This window comes from Oceanobacter sp. 4_MG-2023, assembly GCF_030689165.1.
GTDB lineage: Bacteria > Pseudomonadota > Gammaproteobacteria > Pseudomonadales > Oceanobacteraceae > Oceanobacter.
Map to the genome: position 1 here is coordinate 12,238 of NZ_JAUYVV010000031.1, position 20,739 is coordinate 32,976.

Genomic DNA, 20,739 nt, shown 5'->3' on the forward strand with positions numbered 1-20,739 from the left:
GCCCGACGCCACAGTAGGTGTTCCACAAACCAGTGTGTTGCAAGGAATCTGAGTCACCATGATGGCACCACATATATGGCTGATCCTGTGTCTCGGCAGTTGGGCATTACCTGCAGCGGCGGCTGAGTTATTGCTGGTCATTGATGATATTGGCAACAATCGTCTCCTTGGTGAGCAACTGCTGGCGCTACCCGCTCCGGTCAATATGGCATTTTTACCGCACACACCTTTTGCTGCCAGTCTTGCCGCCAAAGCCGCTGCGCAAGGGCATACCGTGATGCTGCACGCTCCGATGGCGACCGAATCCGGGGTCAAGCTGGGGCCAGGTGGGCTTTACCCAACGATGGACAAAGCCACGTTGAGCGCCACGTTAAACGCTGACCTCGATGCGATTCCCGCCGTCAGTGGCCTTAATAATCATATGGGCAGCCTGTTAACCCAGGATTGTGAACGAATGAGCTGGGTGATGGATATCGCCCGTCAACGGCAACTGTTTTTTATCGATAGTCGCACGACTGCCGCCACCTGTGCCCGCCAGGCCGCCTTGCAGGCGGGCGTCCCCGTACTGGCCAGAGATGTATTTCTGGATAACGATCGCTCCGCAGCAGCACTGGCACAGCAGTTTGATAAAGCAATCACATTGGCCAATCAACACGGCCAGGCGGTGTTGATTGGCCACCCCTACCCGGAGACCATTCAGTTTCTGCAGCAACGCCTGCGTCCAACGGAGTCCCGGGGTTGGCACCTGGCTGCGCTGCACGACAAACTGGCGCCGACCGCCGCACAGCAGCCATTGGTTGCCAGCAAAACAGACCCGCATAACAGTGTGATTCATACCGCCGATGCCGACCCCTTATTCCATCATCCGGCTCAAGAGATGCCCTGCCCGATAACCGCAGGTCAGCCAACTCGTACTGCAAATACAGCGAAGGGAAGAGCGCTGCTGAATGCGAAGACCCTGGCGCTGCGGTCACTCACAAATATCAGTCTGACCCTGGCAAGACCGACCCCTGACCCAGCACCATTAACCGCTCCCTTAACCTCTACACCAGTGCTCACACCGACGTGCACAACAGCGCATGCCGCGACGACAAAGGCCGAGCAGAGTATCGGTGTATTACGTTTGCCGGAATCTCACGCCCGCCGAGTGATGCGAGTCCATCTACAGCCTTGAACGTTGCGGCTAGCTAGCTGCTACTAGTTGCTCTTGGGCGTTATCAACAAGGAAGGATTAAACAACCAACAACCCGGCGGTTATAAACGCAATCGGCTTCCTGTTGGAAGCCGATTGCGTTGCCGGTGTAACTGGCGCCATCAGGCAGCTGTCAGAAATGGTAGCCCATACCAAGATAGAAACCGTCGGTATTGCCCGCCGCTTCGTTCTGTAGCTGATAGTCAAATTTGAATACCACCTGATCGACCGGATAATAATTGACACCGGCGTTGGTCTGGATCTTATCCACGCCTTCTTCCTGCGACCAGGCAGTCTGACGGGCAAACACCCCTACCGATGGCAATGCTTTCCAGGAGACTTCCAGCTGACCGCCGTCCTGAACCTGCTTGCCTGCCTCCTTGGCGTCATCTCCTGCCAGATCCCAACGGGCATACATGCCTTTCAGGGTGACATCGTTCAACTGATACACCAGATGGGCACCCAGCAAGGTGGCCGAGTCGGCGTAGGATTCTACTGCGCTCTGGTCCAGGTCAGGCTGGTACTGGGCATACGCCGCCAGCTCCAGGCCACTGACGCCGGTGTAACGCACGCGCACGGTAGTTGCCAGATCAAAGGCATCGGCATTGGAAGTTTTTTGCTTGCCGGCTTTCAGATCAAAAGGATCAGCATCGGAATCGGTGCTGGGATCATCGGTTTTCATCCCTTCCGACAGCATGACATCGTAGCTCAGGCCACTGGAAAACTGCTGGCTGTACATGATACCGCCAACATACCAGGTGGTTGGTACGATGGTGGTTTCCAGCACCGGCCGTTCAACCCCGTAGTAAGTGGTTGGTTCGTGGGTTTCGTTGACGATACCGACAGGAACCAGCTGGATACCGGTTTTGACCTGCTGGGTATCCGACAAGTCCACTTGCAAGAAAGCCTGTTCCAGCTCAACCGCCCCTTCGCCATCAGAGCCGGGAACAACGGTATGCTCCACTTCAAATTCTGAGTGGAAATGCACCCGATCAGAAAAATCGTATCCCACAAACAGCACCCAGCGACGGAAATCAAGCTGCTTGTCATCAGTGCCATCCACACTGAGATTGTGATAGTTCAATTCACCATAACCACCAAAGTGAATATTGCTGTGCGACGATGTCTGTTGCTGGGCATCAATGGCATCGGCCATCATTTCCATACGGCCATTCAGTGACTCTTCCAGCTGCTGGATACGTTGCTCCAGCTGGCGGATGGTATCTTGCTGGTCATCGGCAGCGTATGCCGGAGTAACCAATCCTGTCGCGGCAATCACTGCCAAAGGGGCCAGGGTGTATTTCATTACGGTATCCTGCTTAAGGTATCTAAGGTTAAATTCAGTCACTATGTCAGTCGCCATCACTGAAATTGATGCCAAGGCTGACATCAAGCCCATCGGGAATTTCACGTTTGAAGTTGCCATCCAGTGCCGCTGCCATGCTGTTAAAACTGGTGGCATCCTGATCGCTGATGGCATCGTTGGCTTGCTCCAGATTGCTGCGTACCGTATCGGCATCGGCGCTGTTACCGGCGGATTCCATCAAGTCAAACAAGCTCACGGTGGTGGATTCGGAGCCTTCCAGCAATTCAGTAATCACGTCGATACTGGCCTGCATTTCAGGCCAGGCATTGCCCGACAAGGCCGCGACGTTGCTGACGGTGTCACGCTGTTGCAAATAGTCGAGATAGCTTTGCACGGCAGAAATCAATGCTGTCAGTGGCTCCGAACCATCATCCAGATCCCCCGCCAGAAACAGGTCCCGGTAAGATGTGCCGCTCTCCAGATGATCAAGGGTCCAGCCATTTACCACGTAGTCAGCGCGATTTTGCACACTGCCTGCCAAGCCTTCCATCACCTCACATTTGCGTGGTTGCTGTATAAACTCAGCAACGATATCGGCCGCCACCTGGCTCTGGTCACTGGAGGTTTCAAATGCCACGACTTCCAGCGGCAGCAAGCCGACATACTGGAACGTAAGGCCGTCGAAGTAGCTACTGCCAAGCTCTGTTTCCGACTCTGAATCTATCAGGGTCTGGATATTCGAGCGCACCGTGGCAGTATAATTGGTCCCACGCACCCGGTAGGAGTCAACGAACTGGTACACCGGGAAAACGGTGTCGTCGAACAATGGGCCAAAATTGAATGGCAACAAGCGGTACCAGCTATCTGCCATTGTTTTCCAGTCCGTTTGCAGCTGGCTCAAGCCAGCTTCATCCGGAGCGCTACAAAAGCTGTCGACACTGTTGTTGAAGTCACTGACTTCACTGGCAAATTGCTCACTGGCAACGATGATGGTGCCATCAACCAGCTGCTCCAGCGCCAGAGACAGAGAGCCTTCGGTCAAGGCAACGGCATCGTTTTCACGACTGCCACCACAGCTGGCCAGTGTCAGACAGGTGCCCAGACACAACCAGGCAGAAACGGATTTCAACATCGGGATTCTCTTTATCAAGGTCATACAGATTGGTCTGGTAGGGTAAAGGTAAACATATGATTGTCCCAGTGACGGCCAGCAAATGAGCGCCGCATCGCGCGGTCTTCTTTCAGGCTGCGGACATCAATCATGCGCACATCACCACGGGAATTACTCAATACAAAGTACTGCTGGTCACGGCTGACGGTCAGGCCACAGACATCAAAAAAGGCGTGATAGCCAACCAGCTGGTGCGTATCCAGATGCCAGAATGCCACCAGATCGCCCCGCGGGCTGGAAAATGCCGCAATACGCTCACCATTATGCAAGGCAGCACTGCCCATATAATCGTTAAATTTAAGGATCAGGGTTTCCGGCCCTTGCAGCGTAACCAGCGGCTGACCAGGTTTGTGTATTGCCGCCAGAGGTACCAGTGCATGACTGTGCATCGCCGGGCGCTGCAATTGGGTCGCAATGGCAACGGTGCCATCGTCCGCCAATGCCAGGTGACGAATACTGGCTTTGCTTTCCGGCAAGCGATGCTGACTGATCAGGGTGCCATTAGCGAGTGACAGATACACCAGCGATGGGTCCATGGTGTCCAGATTCAGCACCTTGCGACCACTGTCCGGATGCGTCAGCAAACCGCCATTGGCAACCACTAGCGACTGGCCATCCGGCATCACGTGGACATCGTGGGGGCCGATACCATGGGTCAGATATTCGGCCTCGAGCTGCCAGTTAACCGTATTGCGCACCATCAGCTTGCCGGTGCCAGTGCGGTAATCCGACTCGGTGGTCAACAAATGCTGACCATCCGGACTGAAACACCCATGACCGTGCATATGATGGCCAGTGGTGCACTCGATCACCTGTTCGACGGAACCATCCAGCAGGTTAAGCACCAATGCCTGGGTACCTGGCCGACGGGCAAACATGACCGCCTGATCCAGACGCTGTGGGTGTTGGGCCAAACCATGGCCACGAAAACCACTGCTGGCAGAGTGCAACTCAGCACGCCGCTCGCCATCGACAATCCAGCTGGCAAAATAGCCGTCTTCGCCATCGCCTTCGGCACTGACCCAGGCTTCTGTGCCGGTGACGACTGCGCTGGTCGAATACCGACTGGCCGATATTGCCGCAAATGCCGTTCCTGGCAAGGCGGAGGCCGCCAGGGCACTGGCGACTCCTCCCAACAGACGCCGTCGTGACGGGTCCTGTGCTAATCCTGATGATGCTGAATCCGCTGACATCACGGTTCTCCCATCTAGAGTGATTCAACAAACTGAAGCAGATTGTGACGCTCTTCGGCGCCTAGATCCGCGAATTTCTGGCGTGCCATGGCGGCTTCGCCACCATGCCACAGAATCGCCTCTTCAATGCTGCGAGCCCGGCCATCGTGCAAATATTGCTGACTGCCGTTGACTCGCGCCATCAAGCCGACGCCCCACAAGGGTGGCGTGCGCCATTCACTGCCACTGGCAGCAAAGTCTGGGCGACCATCGGCCAGTGCCGGCCCCATATCATGTAATAGCAGGTCGGTATAAGGCCAGATACGCTGATTGCCCAAGTGTGGCTGTGTTGTACTGGCGACGGTGGTATAGCTCGGCTGATGGCACGTCACACACCCGGTGGCATAAAAAAGCGTACGTCCTTCGAGGACCTCGGCATTATCAACATTCCGCCGCTGGGGCACACCCAGATTGCGAGTGAAATTCGTGACCAGGCGCAAAAGATTATCAGGTAATTCCATTCCCTGACTATCATTTCCATTTCTTTGTTGCTCACACAGTGGCTGATACGCCGTACAGGGCTGGGATGGAAACAGTGGATTACTGATACCAATATCATTGGCAAATGCCGACGCGACAATCATGTCCATGTTGGGACGGTTGGCCTTGTGGCCAAAGCGGCCTGGTAGCCAGCGCTGGCTTCTGGCATCCCAAACCCGGTTCTGTCGACCGGAAATGCCATTACCATCAGCGTCTTCCGGATCGGCCAGGGCTTCCAAGTCGGACTGTGCGATCAATTCCAGCAACCCCATCCCGTGGATCGCCGGCGCATTGCGCACACTAAAACGGGTGTTAGTGTCGAAGTCACCATAAGCGGCGTAACGCAAATCCAGCTCCGGCTTGCGCAAACTGACGCTGCTGCCATCCGGGTATATAAAAGCTTGTTCATGCCATGTGATATAGGCATATGCTTCTGGTGGCACCTGTTGTTGCTCAGCCATGGCCGTTGGTGTGGCTTGACGTAACTGGTGCATCAGGGCAATTGATTGGGTTTGTAACTGGTCGCCATACACGGGGTCAGGAATAACACCGTCATGGCTGTTTGCAGCCGCTGTCATGGCGGCGGCATCATCCAACACCACACTCATACGAATCAGTGGCCCAAACAAAGGGGTATCGGCATTATCCGGCATACGGCTTTTACCGCCCCGAATATGGCAAGCGAGACAACCACGGGCGTTATAAATCGGCCCCAGTCCATCACGTGCATCGGTAATAGTAGGTGCCTTGACCCAGGGTTGGTGCGCCAAGGCCCGACCGGCATAAAACAGCGGCCGCTCTTGCTCTGGCAAATTAGGCGTTACCTTGTCCAGTTCCGGGAACGGGATAATCGAGGTTGTCGCAGCCCCACCAGGGCGTGTTTCTGCCGCTTCAGGCCCCGGTATCTGCTCGGAACAACCACTGCTGGCAATAACCCACACTGCCAACATAAAAATGCCAAAAAGCCGGGATAAACCCGGCTTCAGGTGAAAACAGAGACGGCGCATCAGCCAGCCTCCGTCAACAATTGATCAGCCATTGAGATTAGCACTCAGTGGTTGGATCAGTGGTATCACACTCGGAAGCATCAACATCGACAACCACATCGCCGTCGATCTCAAGCGCTTCAGCAACATCGGCAATCACGGTTGATTGAGCGTTCAGCGCCTTGATTGTATCGTAGGCTGGCTCATCGGTGGTAGCGTCCATGATCTGTACGTCGAAGGGGGTACCTTCACGGGCCAGGCTATCAATGCTTTCGTAAGCGGTGCTGGTGGTGCTCAACGCCGTTACCATGGAAGCCGCTACCTCTGTCAGACCGGCATCAGCCAGGTAATCATCAAGACCATAACCACTTACCGCATTGGTCGTCACATCGTCAGTGCCGTCCAATGTGCTGTCGTAACCGGCGTATTCACCGTAATAGCTGTTGGAGACGCCTTCGGCATTCAGCCAGATATCGCGGTGCGTGTTATCCGAGAAGCAAGAATGCTCGTCTTCCTGGGAGTTGGAAGAAAACGCAATCTGCATCCGCTCACCCGCCAGCTCGCCTTCAGACAATGTACCCATACCGGTGAGGATTTCGGCCAGCTTCTGTTTGGCGTCATCTTCGCTGCTGATGGTGGTGAACTCAGTGCGGTATGAAGCGCCGTCAGCCCAGCTATCACGAACGGTTTCCAAATCGTCGATCAGCTTCTCAACCGCCACTTCCATAAATTTGTGACGACGCTCAGACAAGTTGCTGCTGTCGTAAGTGTCGGTCTCAGAATAGCCTTCAGCCAGGTCACTCAGAGGACGGTCACCGCCTTCAGCGTAGTTATACGCTTCGTTGGTTTTAACCGCCTCTTCACGGTCAGTCCCATCCGTGGTTTCACCATCATTGTTCAGGTCCTGTCCCCACAGCAGGAATTCAATTGCGTGGTATCCGGCAATCACATCATGCTCGTCATCGGCGGTGGCAGTATTGGCCAACAGGTCGGCAGTGATATCAATCGTTACATCACCAATGATGTTATTCGACTGATCTTCCGCATCGGCTGCCGTCAAGGCACCACCACCATTAATGCCAGCCGAGTTGGCGGTTACGCCCACCTGATCGGTACCAAAGTCAGTATCGTTGGTCTGCACATAGTCGATCAGGGCTTCACCTAATGGCCAGGCATTGATATCACCTTCCGGGCCGTCTTCCGAGCTGTAGTCGGTAGAGTCAATCGGGCTCAGGCGGAAGCGATAAACTTCAGTCTGGCCATAAGGTTCACGCGCAACCAGCCAGGCGGTTTTAGCGGCAACAAAGTTCTCTTCGGTCGGATCTTCGCGGAAGGTTTGCAAGGCGGTTTGTAATGCTTTGGCCGTGGTCACGGCATCTGAATAAGCGGCGTAGGCAATATCAGCGTTGGTTTCCAACACCTTGCTGACGTTATCAACATTGATAACGGAATCAGACGAAGAGCTGTCTGAGCTACTGCCACAAGCAGTTAACAGGGAAGTTACGGCGATAGCCGCAGCAAGCGAGGTCAGTTTCATCATTTAACACTCCGATCTGGCAATAAAGGAATTTGGCGGACTATTTGTCTTTCGGATAACATCTCATTTACATTAAAACGAAATAGTTCCGATTCGATTTGATTGAGATCATATTACTAATGCAAATGATTTACAAATAGACTTGGGATTGCATTATCGTTAGCAGGATTATTGACGCATGCTAAACTGGCCACCTTGGTAGCAGCCTTCCTGATCACCACAACAAGCTGGGGATCACAACAGACAAGAGCAACCAGCCACCATGCGATTTATCAGCCATTACCCCAAGGGAATGGGCAATACCGGAGTCACCGTGAAAAAGTATTCAATTTTATTGTTGGCGCTGCTACTGAGCAGTTGTGGCAGTTCGTCTGATTCGTCAAGCCTTGCCTTCGAAAGCAAGGCAGCCCTCGGCGAAAGCCTGTTCAACGATACCAATCTCTCATTCAACCGCACCCAGTCCTGTGCCAGCTGTCACGATGCCGACAAGGCCTTTACCGACAGCCGCGAAGATGACAACGGGCTGACTGCTGCCGTATCACTTGGTGATGACGATGTATCCCTGGGAGATCGTAATGCACCAACGGTGCTGTACGCCTCACTGTCACCGGAGTTTCAGGAAGGTACGCGCAGTCGCTTCAACAGCAGCCAGTCCGATTACAGTGGCTGGCTGGGCGGCCAGTTTCATGATGGCCGCTCTTCCACCCTTGCCGATCAGGCCGGTGGCCCGCCATTAAACCCGATTGAAATGGGCATGGCAGATCGCGCCAGCGTAGTCGAACGCCTGTTAGAAGATGAAGATTATATTGCAGCCTTCGAATCCTTGTATGGTACCGATGTGTTTGACGATACCGATACCGCTTACGAAGCCATGACCGACGCCATTGCCACCTTTGAGGCAACGGATGTTTTTGCCCCCTTCGATTCCAAATACGATCGTTCACAACTGAGTTCAAATGATGAGGACTACTACGATTACGGCGTATTATCCAAAGTCGCCTCGGGCAAGGTGCTGTTTTTCTCCCAGCAATTCACCAACTGCGCCACGTGTCACCAACTCAAGTCCCAGGGCTACAGCGGCGAGACCTTTACCGGCTATGAGTACCACAATATTGGTGTCCCGGTGAATACCGCAGTACGGCTGGCCAATGGCTCGGACGATGACTTTATTGATACCGGTTTGCAATTAAACAACAGCGCCGTCACCGCCGATACCGAAGCCGGTAAATTCAAGGTACCAACGCTGCGTAACGTCGCCATCACTGCACCTTATATGCATAACGGCGTGTTTAATGAGTTGGCCACGGTCGTCAAGTTTTACGATCACTGGCTCACGGGCAGCCGCTACACAATCAACCCTGAAACCGGTGTGGAATGGGCGGAGCCGGAAATCAGCGAGACCATCAGCCTGACCGAACTGCAGGATGGCAGCCTGTTCGATGACGATGACGTCGAAGCACTGGTCTGTTTTATGATGACGCTCACCGATGCCCGCTATGAAAGCCTGATTTCTGATGCCGAGTGGGAAAACTGTGAAACGGAATAATATTCTCTGGAGCCTGACATTATGGTGTCTGGCCAGCATGGCCAGCGCCGACAACTACCTCAGTCAGGAAGCGTTCCTGTCACAGGCGTTTGGCGAGCAGCCAGCAGCGGCCAAAACCCTGTGGCTCAAACCGGAACATAAAGAAGCCGCCACCGCCTTGCTCGGCCATTCTTACGTTGGTTTGCGGGTACGATACTGGCAAGCCGACACCACCAGCGCCTGGATTCTGCAAGAGATTGGCAAAGAGAAGCCAATCACCATCGGCGTGGTGATTACCGATAACCAGATACAATCGGTTGCGGTACTGGCGTTTCTCGAATCCCGTGGCTGGGAAGTACGATACCCGTTTTTTACTGACCAGTTTACCGGGGCGAGGCTGGACAAGTCCCGACAACTCAGCCAGCATATCGACGGCATTACCGGTGCAACCTTGTCGGTGCGGGCCGTAACCAATGTCGCCCGTCTGGCACTGTATCTTGCAGAGCAAACCGGGGTCAGCCACAATCAGGCCGCCACCCAACCCTGACTCCTGATACAGGCTCTGTTTTGAAACTTGTTCCTTTTCTGATTCATTGGCATCGCCGCGGCGGCCTGATCATCCTGCCGGTTCTATTGATGCTGGCCATTACCGGCATCCTGATCAATCACAGCCAGTCACTGGGATGGGCCAAAACACCGGTCTATTCCTCCTGGATCGCCTGGCTGTATGGCATTCAGGACACCACTGTCGAGCAAGGGTTTGCCGCTGGGGATCACTGGGTCAGTCAGGTTGGCGACACCCTGTATCTGGATCACGATGCCATCGGCCATTGCGATCAGCCCTTGTTGGGTGCCTTGCGTTGGCAAGAAACCATTGCCCTGCTGTGTAATAACCGCATTGCCCTGTATTTGCCTGATGGCCAACTGGTTGAAGAACTGGGCAGTCTGCCACTGCAAGCCAGCACACTGGGCATGCTGCCGGATCAAGATGCCCTGCTGCTGTCCAGCCCACCCTATTATCTCGATAACAACAGCTGGAGCTGGCAACCACTACCGCCCGAATCCGTCCCGACAGCGGACTCGCCTTGGGCCACTCTCACTCCCTTGCCTGCTGAACTGGTCGAGTCTCTGAACAGGGACAAGCCCTTGCCGGGGATTTCCCGCGAACGTTTGCTGCTGGATTTACACAGCGGCCGTCTGTTTGGCGAGGTGGGCGTCTGGGTGGTGGATGCCGTCAGCCTTGTGCTGATATTTCTGGCCTTGAGCGGTACCCTCACCTGGCTGAAACGCGCCTGGCTAAAACGCGGCGGACGTCATGGTCGTCATGGTTGTAGTCGACAGAAGCCGCGGCGCCACAAGCCCGGAATGTAACCTTTAGACATCACCGCAAAACGCCACCTTGCTAACAATACCGATACCCGATCGTCAACGGAGATACTGGCCATGTTGCTTGAACTGCTCACTCCCGCCGACCTGTCGCTGACAGCGGCCATTATCCTGATCGCAGTGGCCGGGTTTACGTCACTGATGACGGCTGCCGTCGGTATTGGTGGTGGCCTGCTGCTATTGGCAGTCATGGCGTCACTGGTACCCGTCAACGCCCTGATTCCGGTACATGGTCTGGTGCAGCTGGGTTCCAATGGTAATCGCATGGTGATGACCTGGCGTCATATCGACTGGGCCATGCTGAGGTATTTCAGTATCGGGGCATTGCTGGGGGCCGGGCTGGCCAGTGTGGTCGTGGTGCAATTGCCGCTGTACCTGATTCAGTTTGCGGTGGCGGGTTTTATTCTGTTTCTGGTGTGGGGCAACAAGCCAGGCAAACGTCAGCTCAGCTCAACAGGACGGGTATTTGCCGGCGCCTTGACAACCTTCCTCACCATGTTTGTTGGTGCCACCGGGCCACTGGTAGCCGGTTTTGTGCATCGCAACAACTACAGCAAATTACAGCTCACCAGTACCTTTGCGACCTGTATGACGCTGCAACATTCGTTCAAGGCTGTGGTATTCGGCACCATTGGTTTTGCTTTCTGGGAGTGGCTGCCACTGGTGCTGCTGATGGTTCTCAGTGGCACCATGGGCACCTGGCTGGGGCTAAAACTGTTAAACCGTATTCCAGGCCGCTGGTTTAAACAGACCTTCCGGATTGTGGTTACTCTGCTCGCCCTGCGCCTGCTCTGGCAGGGCTGGCAGAGTATGTGAGTCACGGTTTGATCTCGCCCAGTTGCTGATGCATTTCACGCAACAGGACTTCGGTCTGATCCCATCCCAGACAAGGATCGGTAATGGACTGGCCGTACACCAGATTGGCCGACATTTTCTGGTTGCCTTCGTTGATGAAGCTTTCCAGCATCACCCCCAGAATCCGCTCATTACCTGCCAGCCGCTGCGCCACCACATCCAGCGCAATGGCGGTTTGGCGACGATGCTGCTTGCAGGCATTGGCATGGCTGCAATCCACCAGTACACCAACATGACAGCCAGCCGCCTGTAACTGCTGTTGTGCCGATGCAATGCTGTCGGCATCGTAGTTCGTCAGGCCATTGCCGCCACGCAGGACAATATGGGTATCCGGATTGCCCGGAGTGGTCAGCATGGCCATTTGACCATGGCAATCCACCCCCAGCGTGTGGTGGCTATGACGGGCGGCCACCATGGCATTGATCGCTGTCATCATGGAGCCGTCGGTGCCATTTTTCAATCCGGTGGGCATACCCAGATGGCTGACCATTTCACGATGGATCTGTGACTCCGCGGTGCGGGCACCAATGGCCGTCCAGCTGATCAGGTCGTCCAGGTACATCATTACCAGCGGGTTCAATGCTTCGGTTGCCAGTGGCAAACCCATTTCGGCCAGTGCCAGCATCACTTTGCGGGAGCGCTCCAGTCCGGCTTGCATATCGCCTTCGCCATTACAATCCGGGTCGTAAGCCAGTCCTTTCCAGCCCACATGCGTCCGTGGTTTCTCGACGTAGGCGCGCATCACAATCAGCAGACGGTCGCCCAGTTCTTTATTCAGGGCGACCAGCCGCTGGCCGTAATCCAGCGCGGCGGTTTCATCATGAATGGAGCAAGGCCCGGTAATCACCAGCAGGCGTGAATCATCACCGTTCAGGATGTTGCGAATCTGCTGGCGTTGCTGCTCAATCTGGATACGCAGGCCATCACTCAATGCCATACGGGCCTTGAGCATGGCGGGGGTGGTAATCGGTCGGACTGCCGGGTCATTGCTACTGGCAGAACGGGAAGTCAAAGTAGATGTTGTCATGTTGCTATTCCTCAAATTTTTTACTGGATATGGTGTCTTTGCTGTGGTCCGGTGATGGGCCAGCGCCAATATCGCGCCCGCACATCACCGCAGCTAAATCGCCACAACCAGAAGCCGCACAGACTGGTGCAAGCTTGAGAAATTTTGAGTTTTGCCAATACTTGCATAGCAACCTCGAACTGAATCCTGTGAAAAACAATCATAAAAAAACCCCGATCAGCCTGCTGCCAATCGGGGTTTCCGGTGGCAGCTGGCTTGAAGCCAAACTGCCGGGTGTTCTGTTAACACTACGGGCAGCCTGGCTCCTGACTAAAATAGTCATAACCAAACCACCAATACGCCACGCTGACATCACTCAGGCACAGGCTCGCCGCTGCGACCGGGGTCGTAGAGCTGTTCAAGCGTTGCTGTAACCGTGCTGGGTTCATTGTTGTACCGGGGCATTTGTTCAGGTGATGTGTTTATCCTAATCCCGAATGTCTGAATTGCAACCATAAATATCAATATTCTGTGCTGTATATGGTATTCACAGGGTGAATACTGGCTGAAAGCCCGGCATAGCTTTCAAGACAGCACATCCAGACAGTTCGTCAAAAAAGACCGCCCCTGCCCATAATAAATCATCGTCCCAGGAGAGCGATGACCGGGAGCAGACACGGCCAGAACATCGTCACCACCGCCAACCACACTTGCCGATGGAGCCGAAGTTGATACGGCTCAGGTATTCACCAGCAGCTGCACACCGACCCCGGTATTGGAAATCGGTGACACATAGCTGCGTAACACTTCTTTCACTTCGCCGGTCATGGTGCCACGCATGGCCATCCACATTGCCAGTTCGACCATTTGCGCACCGCCTTTTTCAATCAGGTCGGCGTTGCTGTACTGGCATAGGGCTTCCGGGTCGTTAACCAGTTTATCCATGCAGTCGTTGTCAAAATCACCATTGAGTATCCCGGCACGTTGACCATCAAGCTGATGCGACAAGCCGCCGGTACCCAGTACTACAACCTTCTGGTCGCTGTCCCAGGAGCGGATGGCATCACCAATAGCCTGGCCAAAGGCATAGCTGCGGGATGGTTTGGGCATCGGATGACGTTCGCAGTTGATGCTGACCGGAATCACCTTGATACCCTGATAGGTAAAGTTCGGCCACAGCAACGTCAGCGGAACGGTAGCGCCGTGATCGACCTTGATGTCCTGACACACGGTCGGGTCAAAATCATTGTCGATCAAATGATTGACAATATGCCAGCTCAGCTCGGTTTCACCCGTCACTGGCGGGATCGGGTTAATCCCCCAGCCTTCATCCGCATTGTGGTATTCCGGCGCGCAACCAATGGCGAACGTCGGTTTTTTGTCGAGGAACATTTCCAGGCCGTGATCGTTATAGAACAACACGGCGATATCCGGTTTTTCCTGCTGCAACCACTCTCGAATGGGAGGGTAAATGGCAAACAGATCCCGATAATAAGGGGTGTCTTCCAGATGTTTATCCATCGCCACCCCAATGGCAGGGATATGTGAGGTGGTAATACCACCGATCAGCTTAGCCATGGTGCTTACCTCGCCCCTGGCTCTCCAGGTATGCTTTGAATTCTTCGGTGGTACGGCCAGTTTGCATACCGCCAATGATCTGCATGTTCCAGCCAAAGATAATGGCAAATTTAGCCATATAGTAGATGCTGCCGCCCAACTCCAGCATACGGATGATGTCCTGGTCTCGCACCGCCTGCCGCTGTTCGTCGGAGATACCAAAACGCTCCATATAGGCTTCCGGGTCGTCACGGAACGCCTGACGGTTGTCTTCGCTGTTAAACGAATAACACATCTTGTTGAACCTGAAGCCTTTGGTGGCCATGGGGCCATCAAAGTGGATGGTGCCCTCGACGGCTCGTAATTGATTGTCTGACATGACTGTATTCTCACTGATTAGGTCGGACGCAGAACGCCAGGGCTGATTACCAATACAAACGCATCGGGTTATCCACCAGCAGTTTCTGCTGCTGCTCGGCAGTCGGGGCAATCATCGGGATAACATCCACCAGCTTGCCGTCATCCGGGGTATGGGATTTCATATTCGGATGTGGCCAGTCGGTTCCCCACAACACCCGGTCAGGAAACAGCTCGACCAGCTTTTTGCCAAATGGGACAACGTCGCGATAATCCGGCGCCGTCAGGGTCAGGCGTTCCGGGCAAGTAACTTTGACCCAGATTTTGTCATTGTTGTTCATCATATCGATAAAGCGCTGGAAGTCCGGGTGATCCACTCCCTTGGCAACATCCGGGCGGCCCATATGATCCACCACAATGGTGGTATCCAGCTCGTTCAGAAATGGAATCAGCTCTTCCAGGTCCGGGGCTTCGAAGTACACCACGATATGCCAGCCCAGCGGCTTGATCTTTTCAGCCACCGACAGGAACACTGCTTTTGGCGTGGTATCGACCAGGCGTTTGACGAAGTTGAAACGCACGGCGCGAACACCGGCCTTGTCCATCGCTTCCAGCTCTTCCACCGTAATCGCAGGATCAACCACAGCCACCCCACGGGCCAGCTCACCGGCACTGTCCAGAGCATCCATCAGAGCCGCATTATCAGTGCCATGGCAGGATGCCTGAACAATCACATTACGTTCAAAGCCCAGGTAGTCGCGCAGCGCAAACAGCTGCTCTTTCGAAGCATCACACGGAGTGTATTTACGTTTCGGGTGGTACGGAAACTGTGCCGCCGGGCCAAAAACATGGCAGTGCGCATCAACCGCGCCAGCCGGTGTCTTGAACTCTGGTTTGCTCGGGTTGGCATGAAATGGCAGGTAATCTGGATCCATCATAATTAGGTCGCCCTTGTTTTTATCGGGTCATTATTGGCACTTTTATTGGCTGGCACACACCAGCAGAAACGGACAGATACGGATCGTTCAGCACTGTCCCTTCCCATAAAAGCAGCCGGTTTATTCGTTGGGATGCGCAAACACATCGCCATCAAACAGTTTGCGGGCCGTACGCAGCAAGGCCGCCGAAGCAACGTTACCGCCGTCGTCCATATTCAGAATCACGGTCATTTCACCGATCGGATGCTCGACCGCCAGGGTTTTCTGCTGACCCTCCGGCACACAGGCAACAGCAGCGGCCGGCGAGCCGGGTAACACCGCCGCTGTCGCCACACTGACCGCGCCCAACACCCCAATCGAGGCATGACAGCGATGAGGAATAAAAGTCCGGGTCGACAAGGCTCCGCCGTTGCTGGCAGCACTGACCATGGTCATCTTGGGCACGGATTTGTCTTTCACATCCCCCAGATTCATCAATGGCCCGGCCTGTAAACGAATGGACTCCAACCGCGCTCGCAAGTCATCGTTGGCTTCCAGTTCTTCACGGCTTTCGGTACCGGAAATACCCATGTCTGCAGCCTGCATAACCACCACGGGCATGCCGTTATCAATCAACGTAACCTCAACGCCATCAATCACATCCACACAGTGACCGGTGGGCAACAAGGCACCACAACTGGAACCGGCGGTATCGGCAAAGGTAACGGGAATGGCTGCGGCACAACCGGGCACGCCATCAATACGGGCGTTGCCAACATAACTGACCTTGCCTTCAGGCGTCGGAACCCGAGCCGTGGCAATTTGTCCGGTGTTGGCCATAAAAATACGCACATCGGTGTTTTCACCGGTGGTTTCAACCAGGCCCCGTTCAATCGCAAACGGGCCAACTCCTGCAAGGATGTTGCCGCAGTTTTGCGCATCCGTAACGATGGCCTGATCCACAAACACTTGCAGAAACAGGTAATCCACATCGGCATCTTCACGCTCGGAACGCTGCACCACGGCCACTTTGGCAGTTAAGGGATCGGCTGCGCCCAAGCCATCAATCTGACGCGGGTCTGGAGATCCCATGACCCGTAACAGAAACGCATCTCTAACGGCCGTATCAGCCGGAAGGTCTTGCGCCAGGAAGTAGCCCCCTTTTGAGGTGCCACCTCGCATCCACATACAGCGCACCCCGTCAATCGGATCGAAGGTGCGGGCCTCAGACATATTTAAGGCCTTTGTCTTGCAGGCGGCCACGCATGTCATAAATATCCAGCCCCAGCTCGCCGTTGGCCATTCGCACACGCTTGGATTCTTCCAGCGCCATACGGGCACGGGCTTTTTCCAGCACCGCGGCGGCTTGTTCACGGCGCACAACAACAACGCCGTCGTCATCCGCCACCACCACGTCACCGGGATAAACCAGTTCATCTGCACACACCAGTGGCACGTTGACCGAGCCAACGGTTTCCTTGATGGTGCCTTCCGCAAAGACCGCTTTTGACCACACCGGGAATTCCATCTGGCGCAGATCACGGGTATCCCGAACGCCACCATCAATAATCAGTCCGACCACCCCGCGTGACTGGGCGGAGGTCGCCAGCAAGTCACCAAAGAAGCCATGAATCGACGGTGAAGTCGGCGCAAAAACCATGATGTCGCCGGGCTGACACTGCTCAATGGCAACGTGCATCATCCAGTTATCACCAGCGGCACCAGAGATGGTAATGGCGGAGCCGGCGACACTTTTATCCTGTTGAATCGGGCGCAGGTAATGCGCCAGCAAACCAACACGGCCCTGGGCTTCATGAACCGTGGCCACACCACATTCCGCCAGACCATCAATCACGGCCTGGTCGGCCCGTTCAATATGTTGTACTACGACTGTTTCTTTCATGCTGTTGCTTCCTTTGGTCTATCACACCGGCACACCGGCCAGTTGATTACGGCAGTACCAGGCGACTGAAAACGCGACGAGTGTTGTGCTCGAAGATGTCGGCTTTCTGGGCCGCAGACAGCGCCGTGTTCCCATCGATATAACGTTTGGTATCGTCGAAGAAGTGGCCGGTATCCGGGTCGATGCCGCGTACCGCACCAATCATTTCCGAGGCAAAGAGGATGTTTTTGGTCGGAATAACATCGAGCAATAAATCAATGCCGCGCTGGTGATACACACAGGTGTCGAAATACACGTTGTTCAGTACCCGTTCTTCCAGCTCAAATCCCTTATCAAGGGCCATCCCACGGAAACGCCCCCAGTGATAAGGCACCGCACCGCCGCCATGAGGAATAATGATTTTCAGCTCAGGGAAATCCTTGAACACATCCGACATCATCAATTGCTGAAAGCCGGTGGTATCGGCGCCCAGATAATGGGAACCCGTGGTATGGAAACAGTCGTTACAGGATGCCGATACGTGCACCATGGCGGGAATATCGTACTCAACCATTTTTTCGTAAATCGGATAAAACGCCCGATCCGCCAGCGATGATCCATTCCAGAAACCACCACTGGGGTCCGGGTTCAGGTTAATACCGATAAAGCCCATTTCCTCGACGGTACGAACAATCTCAGGCACCGACTTGGCCGGGTCGACCCCCGGTGATTGCGGTAACTGGGCTACCGGGACAAAATTCTCCGGGAACAGGTCACACACCCGGCGAATAATATCGTTCTGATGCTCGGTCCAGTACTGGCTGGTGTATTCGTTACCAACGTGATGCCCCATCCAGCTGGCGCGAGGAGAGAAAATGGTCAGGTCAGTGCCGCGCTGTTGCTGCAGCTTCAACTGATTATTAACGATCGATTCGCGAATCTCATCATCCGTGATATTGATCGTGCCTTTTTCACCCTTGAACAGAGGGTCCGCCGCAACCGCTGCTTTTTGCTGATCGCGGTATTCGCCGACGCCGGGCGGCGTCGTGGTGTAATGCCCATGGCAATCGATGATCATTATTCTTCTCTCACTCGTTGATGGAGTGGCCCGCAGGGCCTGTACCAGCGGCACAGGCAAACAGCGCACCGCACGTCCGTGAATGCCAAAGGCACCCAACGACCTGGATAATGCCCCCATGGTAGGAACTGAGCAGCCGGGCTGGCTATTTCAATTTCACTGTTACAATATTGGATTTTGATATAGACCTGTTTATTCGAAGCTCTGGAGCAAGCGATGGATTTTGTTATACCCAACCTGCGGCACCTGCGCGTTTTTCTGGAAGTAGCCGAACAAAAGAGCATCAGCAAGGCGGCTCCGAGAGTCTTTCTGTCGCAGCCAGCCATCACCCAAGCACTGGCGCGACTGGAAACCATGCTGCAAACCGGATTATTTGATCGCCGGGCCGAAGGCATGTACCCCACCGCCTCCGGTGAGGTCTGGTATAACCGGGTCGAACGCTGTATTGCCTGCTTGCTGCAAGGCACCCGCGAAGCATTACGCTCTGGCAGCCGTACCCAATCGGCGCAACAGATGGTGTCGTTACTGACCACTACCCAGCTCAAGGCATTGGTAGCCGTCACCGAAGCAGAAAACTTCAGCATTGCCAGCCGGGCGGTGGGCGTCTCACAATCATCGTTACATCGGGCTGCCCGCGAGCTGGAGCATTTGCTGCAAGTGCCCTTGTTTGAAAAGACCAGTACCGGCATCAGCGCCACCAAGGCAGCCCAGGCTCTGGCCCGTGCCACCAAGCTGGCATTTTCGGAGCTGTACCAGGGCTACTCCGAAGTCAGTGCGCTACAGTTTCGGGAAGTGGGTAAAATCGTACTCGGCAGCATGCCACTGGCGCGAACCTCGATTCTGCCTGAAGCCATTATTCGGTTTAGCGAAAGGCACCCGGATATTGATATTCAGGTGGTGGACGCCCCCTATGATGACCTGCTGCATCACTTGCGCCATGGCGACCTCGATTTTCTGATTGGTGCCCTGCGTTTTCCGCCACCGGTCGATGACGTAATCCAGGAAGAACTGCTTTCTCCGCCGTTGGCGATTATCTGTCGCCCAGAGCATCCCTTGCTGATCGCCGCCACCAATGCGGCATCCTCTCCGACACTGACAGACCTGACGCACTACCCCTGGATTGTGCCCCGCAATGGCACTCCGACACGCAAAGCCTTTGAAACCCTGTTTGCCCAATGTGATATTCAACCACCGCAACGACTGGTCGAATCCAGCTCACAGATTCTGACTCGTGAACTACTGCGTGGCAGCGACCGCCTGACGCTGATCTCCACTCACCAGATCGAACAGGAATTAAATAGCGGGTTGTTATCGGTGTTACCCGTCAGCCTTGAAGATACTCGCCGGGCCATTGGTATTACCTTGCGACAAAACTGGCAGCCAACTCCCAGCCAGATGCAGTTTCTCGATATTCTGCGCGAACAGGCAGCGGCCTGCCGGGACCAGTAATACCGCACCGGCGCCAGCAACCAAGGGAGTGTTCATTTTTCTGTGTCACTCCCCTAACCTGTACAAAACAGCAAGCGACAGGGAACGAGCCTGTGGAAAAACCAGCTTTCAGACCGAAGCCAGTAGACATCAGGAATAAAATCAACAGCCTGCTAGAGCACCCTCAATCTCATCTATTCGTTTATTCGTTTATTCGTTAGTAGTTTCATACTCGGAAATATAACGCTTTGCACATGGGCAACAATAAAAGTGGCCGGCTCTTTGGCCACTTTTATTGTTTTCCTATGCTGCTGATTGTTATATTTTTGTTACTTCGATGAACCATTTTGGTTCCATTGTTTGGAAGTCAGTTCTTATATTTTCAGTTAAATACGCCGCTGAGTCTAAGACTTTTGATTCTTCTAAGCTTCGTTCAAATACGACCCAGTGCCAAAATGGACGACCATTTTCTTCATGGTACTTAATTGCCAACAGAGCCAAGTTAGGTAGTTCTCCCCAGCTCTCAAATGGCGTTTCAACACTCGCTGTCTTAACACCGTATTCATTAAGCAAGCTACGGACGTACTCCGTATCAGAATATAGCTTGTCATCATCAGCATATATACCAATTGAGTTAGCCTTCGCTTTAACCTCTGTGTATGGCAAGCCAACAATATTTGCTACCGAAGCGATGCCACAACCTGTTTTCTCTTCCTGAATGATAACGCCCATATTCACCTTGAAAAAATATAATAGTTTATTAGTGCGCATGCGCGGTTTCTGGGCAAGCCGGTTTCTGGGAAATCACCGTAACTACTTGAATAATAGGAAGTAAAATCCATTT

The 20,739-nt window shown here is 54.2% G+C and carries 19 protein-coding genes; 6 read left to right on the forward strand and 13 right to left on the reverse strand.

Annotated features, from left to right (window positions below):
• Positions 1-58: 58 nt before the first annotated feature.
• Entirely contained in the window at positions 59-1,174 is a 1,116-nt protein-coding gene (locus tag Q8W24_RS15670) for a divergent polysaccharide deacetylase family protein (protein WP_305475903.1), read from the forward strand.
• Between the two features lie 151 nt (positions 1,175-1,325).
• Here the strand turns inward: Q8W24_RS15670 and Q8W24_RS15675 are convergent, their stop codons facing one another.
• From Q8W24_RS15675 to Q8W24_RS15695, 5 genes are read right to left on the reverse strand one after another with little or no spacing between them, the layout of a single operon-like run.
• The gene (locus tag Q8W24_RS15675; RefSeq protein WP_303432574.1) at positions 1,326-2,498 is read right to left on the reverse strand and encodes a porin; all 1,173 of its coding nucleotides are present in this window, start codon (positions 2,496-2,498) and stop codon (positions 1,326-1,328) included.
• A gap of 46 nt (positions 2,499-2,544) precedes the next feature.
• Complete coding sequence (locus Q8W24_RS15680; protein ID WP_305475905.1) at positions 2,545-3,630, reverse strand: imelysin family protein; 1,086 nt, start codon at positions 3,628-3,630, stop codon at positions 2,545-2,547.
• Positions 3,631-3,650: 20 nt separating this feature from the next.
• Complete coding sequence (locus Q8W24_RS15685) at positions 3,651-4,862, reverse strand: DUF1513 domain-containing protein (RefSeq protein WP_305475907.1); 1,212 nt, start codon at positions 4,860-4,862, stop codon at positions 3,651-3,653.
• 14 nt (positions 4,863-4,876) lie between these two features.
• Positions 4,877-6,388 (reverse strand): di-heme oxidoredictase family protein, encoded by a 1,512-nt coding sequence (locus Q8W24_RS15690; protein ID WP_305475908.1) that lies wholly within the window; start codon positions 6,386-6,388, stop codon positions 4,877-4,879.
• Positions 6,389-6,425: 37 nt separating this feature from the next.
• Entirely contained in the window at positions 6,426-7,907 is a 1,482-nt protein-coding gene (locus Q8W24_RS15695; RefSeq protein ID WP_305475909.1) for an imelysin family protein, read from the reverse strand.
• Positions 7,908-8,217: 310 nt separating this feature from the next.
• Between Q8W24_RS15695 and Q8W24_RS15700 the strand changes: the two genes are divergently transcribed.
• From Q8W24_RS15700 to Q8W24_RS15715, 4 genes are all read left to right on the forward strand, one after another.
• Positions 8,218-9,450: a cytochrome-c peroxidase gene (locus Q8W24_RS15700; protein WP_305451517.1), complete on the forward strand. Its 1,233-nt coding sequence runs from the start codon at positions 8,218-8,220 to the stop codon at positions 9,448-9,450.
• Positions 9,437-9,976, forward strand: coding sequence for an FMN-binding protein (locus Q8W24_RS15705; protein WP_303432581.1), 540 nt, complete (start codon positions 9,437-9,439; stop codon positions 9,974-9,976). The genes Q8W24_RS15700 and Q8W24_RS15705 overlap by 14 nt, the downstream gene beginning before the upstream one ends.
• A 20-nt stretch (positions 9,977-9,996) precedes the next feature.
• On the forward strand, positions 9,997-10,800 hold the full coding sequence (locus tag Q8W24_RS15710) for a PepSY-associated TM helix domain-containing protein (RefSeq protein WP_305475910.1): 804 nt from the start codon (positions 9,997-9,999) through the stop codon (positions 10,798-10,800).
• 72 nt (positions 10,801-10,872) lie between these two features.
• Positions 10,873-11,631 carry a sulfite exporter TauE/SafE family protein gene (locus Q8W24_RS15715; protein ID WP_303432583.1) on the forward strand — a complete coding sequence of 253 codons (759 nt, stop codon included), beginning with the start codon at positions 10,873-10,875 and terminating at the stop codon, positions 11,629-11,631.
• Position 11,632: 1 nt separating this feature from the next.
• Here Q8W24_RS15715 and Q8W24_RS15720 read toward each other — a convergent pair whose 3' ends face one another.
• From Q8W24_RS15720 to Q8W24_RS15750, 7 genes are all read right to left on the reverse strand, one after another.
• Complete coding sequence (locus Q8W24_RS15720; RefSeq protein ID WP_303432585.1) at positions 11,633-12,697, reverse strand: 3-deoxy-7-phosphoheptulonate synthase; 1,065 nt, start codon at positions 12,695-12,697, stop codon at positions 11,633-11,635.
• Positions 12,698-13,414: 717 nt separating this feature from the next.
• On the reverse strand, positions 13,415-14,254 hold the full coding sequence (locus Q8W24_RS15725; protein WP_303432586.1) for a class III extradiol dioxygenase family protein: 840 nt from the start codon (positions 14,252-14,254) through the stop codon (positions 13,415-13,417).
• Entirely contained in the window at positions 14,247-14,612 is a 366-nt protein-coding gene (locus Q8W24_RS15730) for a protocatechuate 3,4-dioxygenase (protein ID WP_303432587.1), read from the reverse strand. The genes Q8W24_RS15725 and Q8W24_RS15730 overlap by 8 nt, the downstream gene beginning before the upstream one ends.
• 46 nt (positions 14,613-14,658) lie before the next feature.
• Positions 14,659-15,528, reverse strand: a complete 870-nt coding sequence (locus Q8W24_RS15735) for an amidohydrolase family protein (RefSeq protein ID WP_303432589.1) — start codon at positions 15,526-15,528, stop codon at positions 14,659-14,661.
• Between the two features lie 120 nt (positions 15,529-15,648).
• Positions 15,649-16,740, reverse strand: a complete 1,092-nt coding sequence (locus tag Q8W24_RS15740) for a 4-oxalomesaconate tautomerase (RefSeq protein ID WP_305475911.1) — start codon at positions 16,738-16,740, stop codon at positions 15,649-15,651.
• A complete protein-coding gene (locus tag Q8W24_RS15745) occupies positions 16,733-17,410 on the reverse strand; it encodes a 4-carboxy-4-hydroxy-2-oxoadipate aldolase/oxaloacetate decarboxylase (protein WP_303432592.1) in 678 nt (225 codons plus the stop codon). The genes Q8W24_RS15740 and Q8W24_RS15745 overlap by 8 nt, the downstream gene beginning before the upstream one ends.
• Before the next feature lie 46 nt (positions 17,411-17,456).
• Positions 17,457-18,467 carry an amidohydrolase family protein gene (locus tag Q8W24_RS15750; protein WP_303432593.1) on the reverse strand — a complete coding sequence of 337 codons (1,011 nt, stop codon included), beginning with the start codon at positions 18,465-18,467 and terminating at the stop codon, positions 17,457-17,459.
• A 216-nt stretch (positions 18,468-18,683) separates the two neighbouring features.
• Here Q8W24_RS15750 and Q8W24_RS15755 point away from each other — a divergent pair, with 216 nt between their 5' ends.
• Positions 18,684-19,916, forward strand: coding sequence for a LysR family transcriptional regulator (locus tag Q8W24_RS15755; RefSeq protein ID WP_305475912.1), 1,233 nt, complete (start codon positions 18,684-18,686; stop codon positions 19,914-19,916).
• Positions 19,917-20,213: 297 nt separating this feature from the next.
• On the opposite strand, the gene Q8W24_RS15760 is transcribed toward Q8W24_RS15755, so the two are convergent.
• Positions 20,214-20,666, reverse strand: a complete 453-nt coding sequence (locus tag Q8W24_RS15760; protein WP_305475913.1) for a hypothetical protein — start codon at positions 20,664-20,666, stop codon at positions 20,214-20,216.
• Between the last annotated feature and the right edge of the window lie 73 nt (positions 20,667-20,739).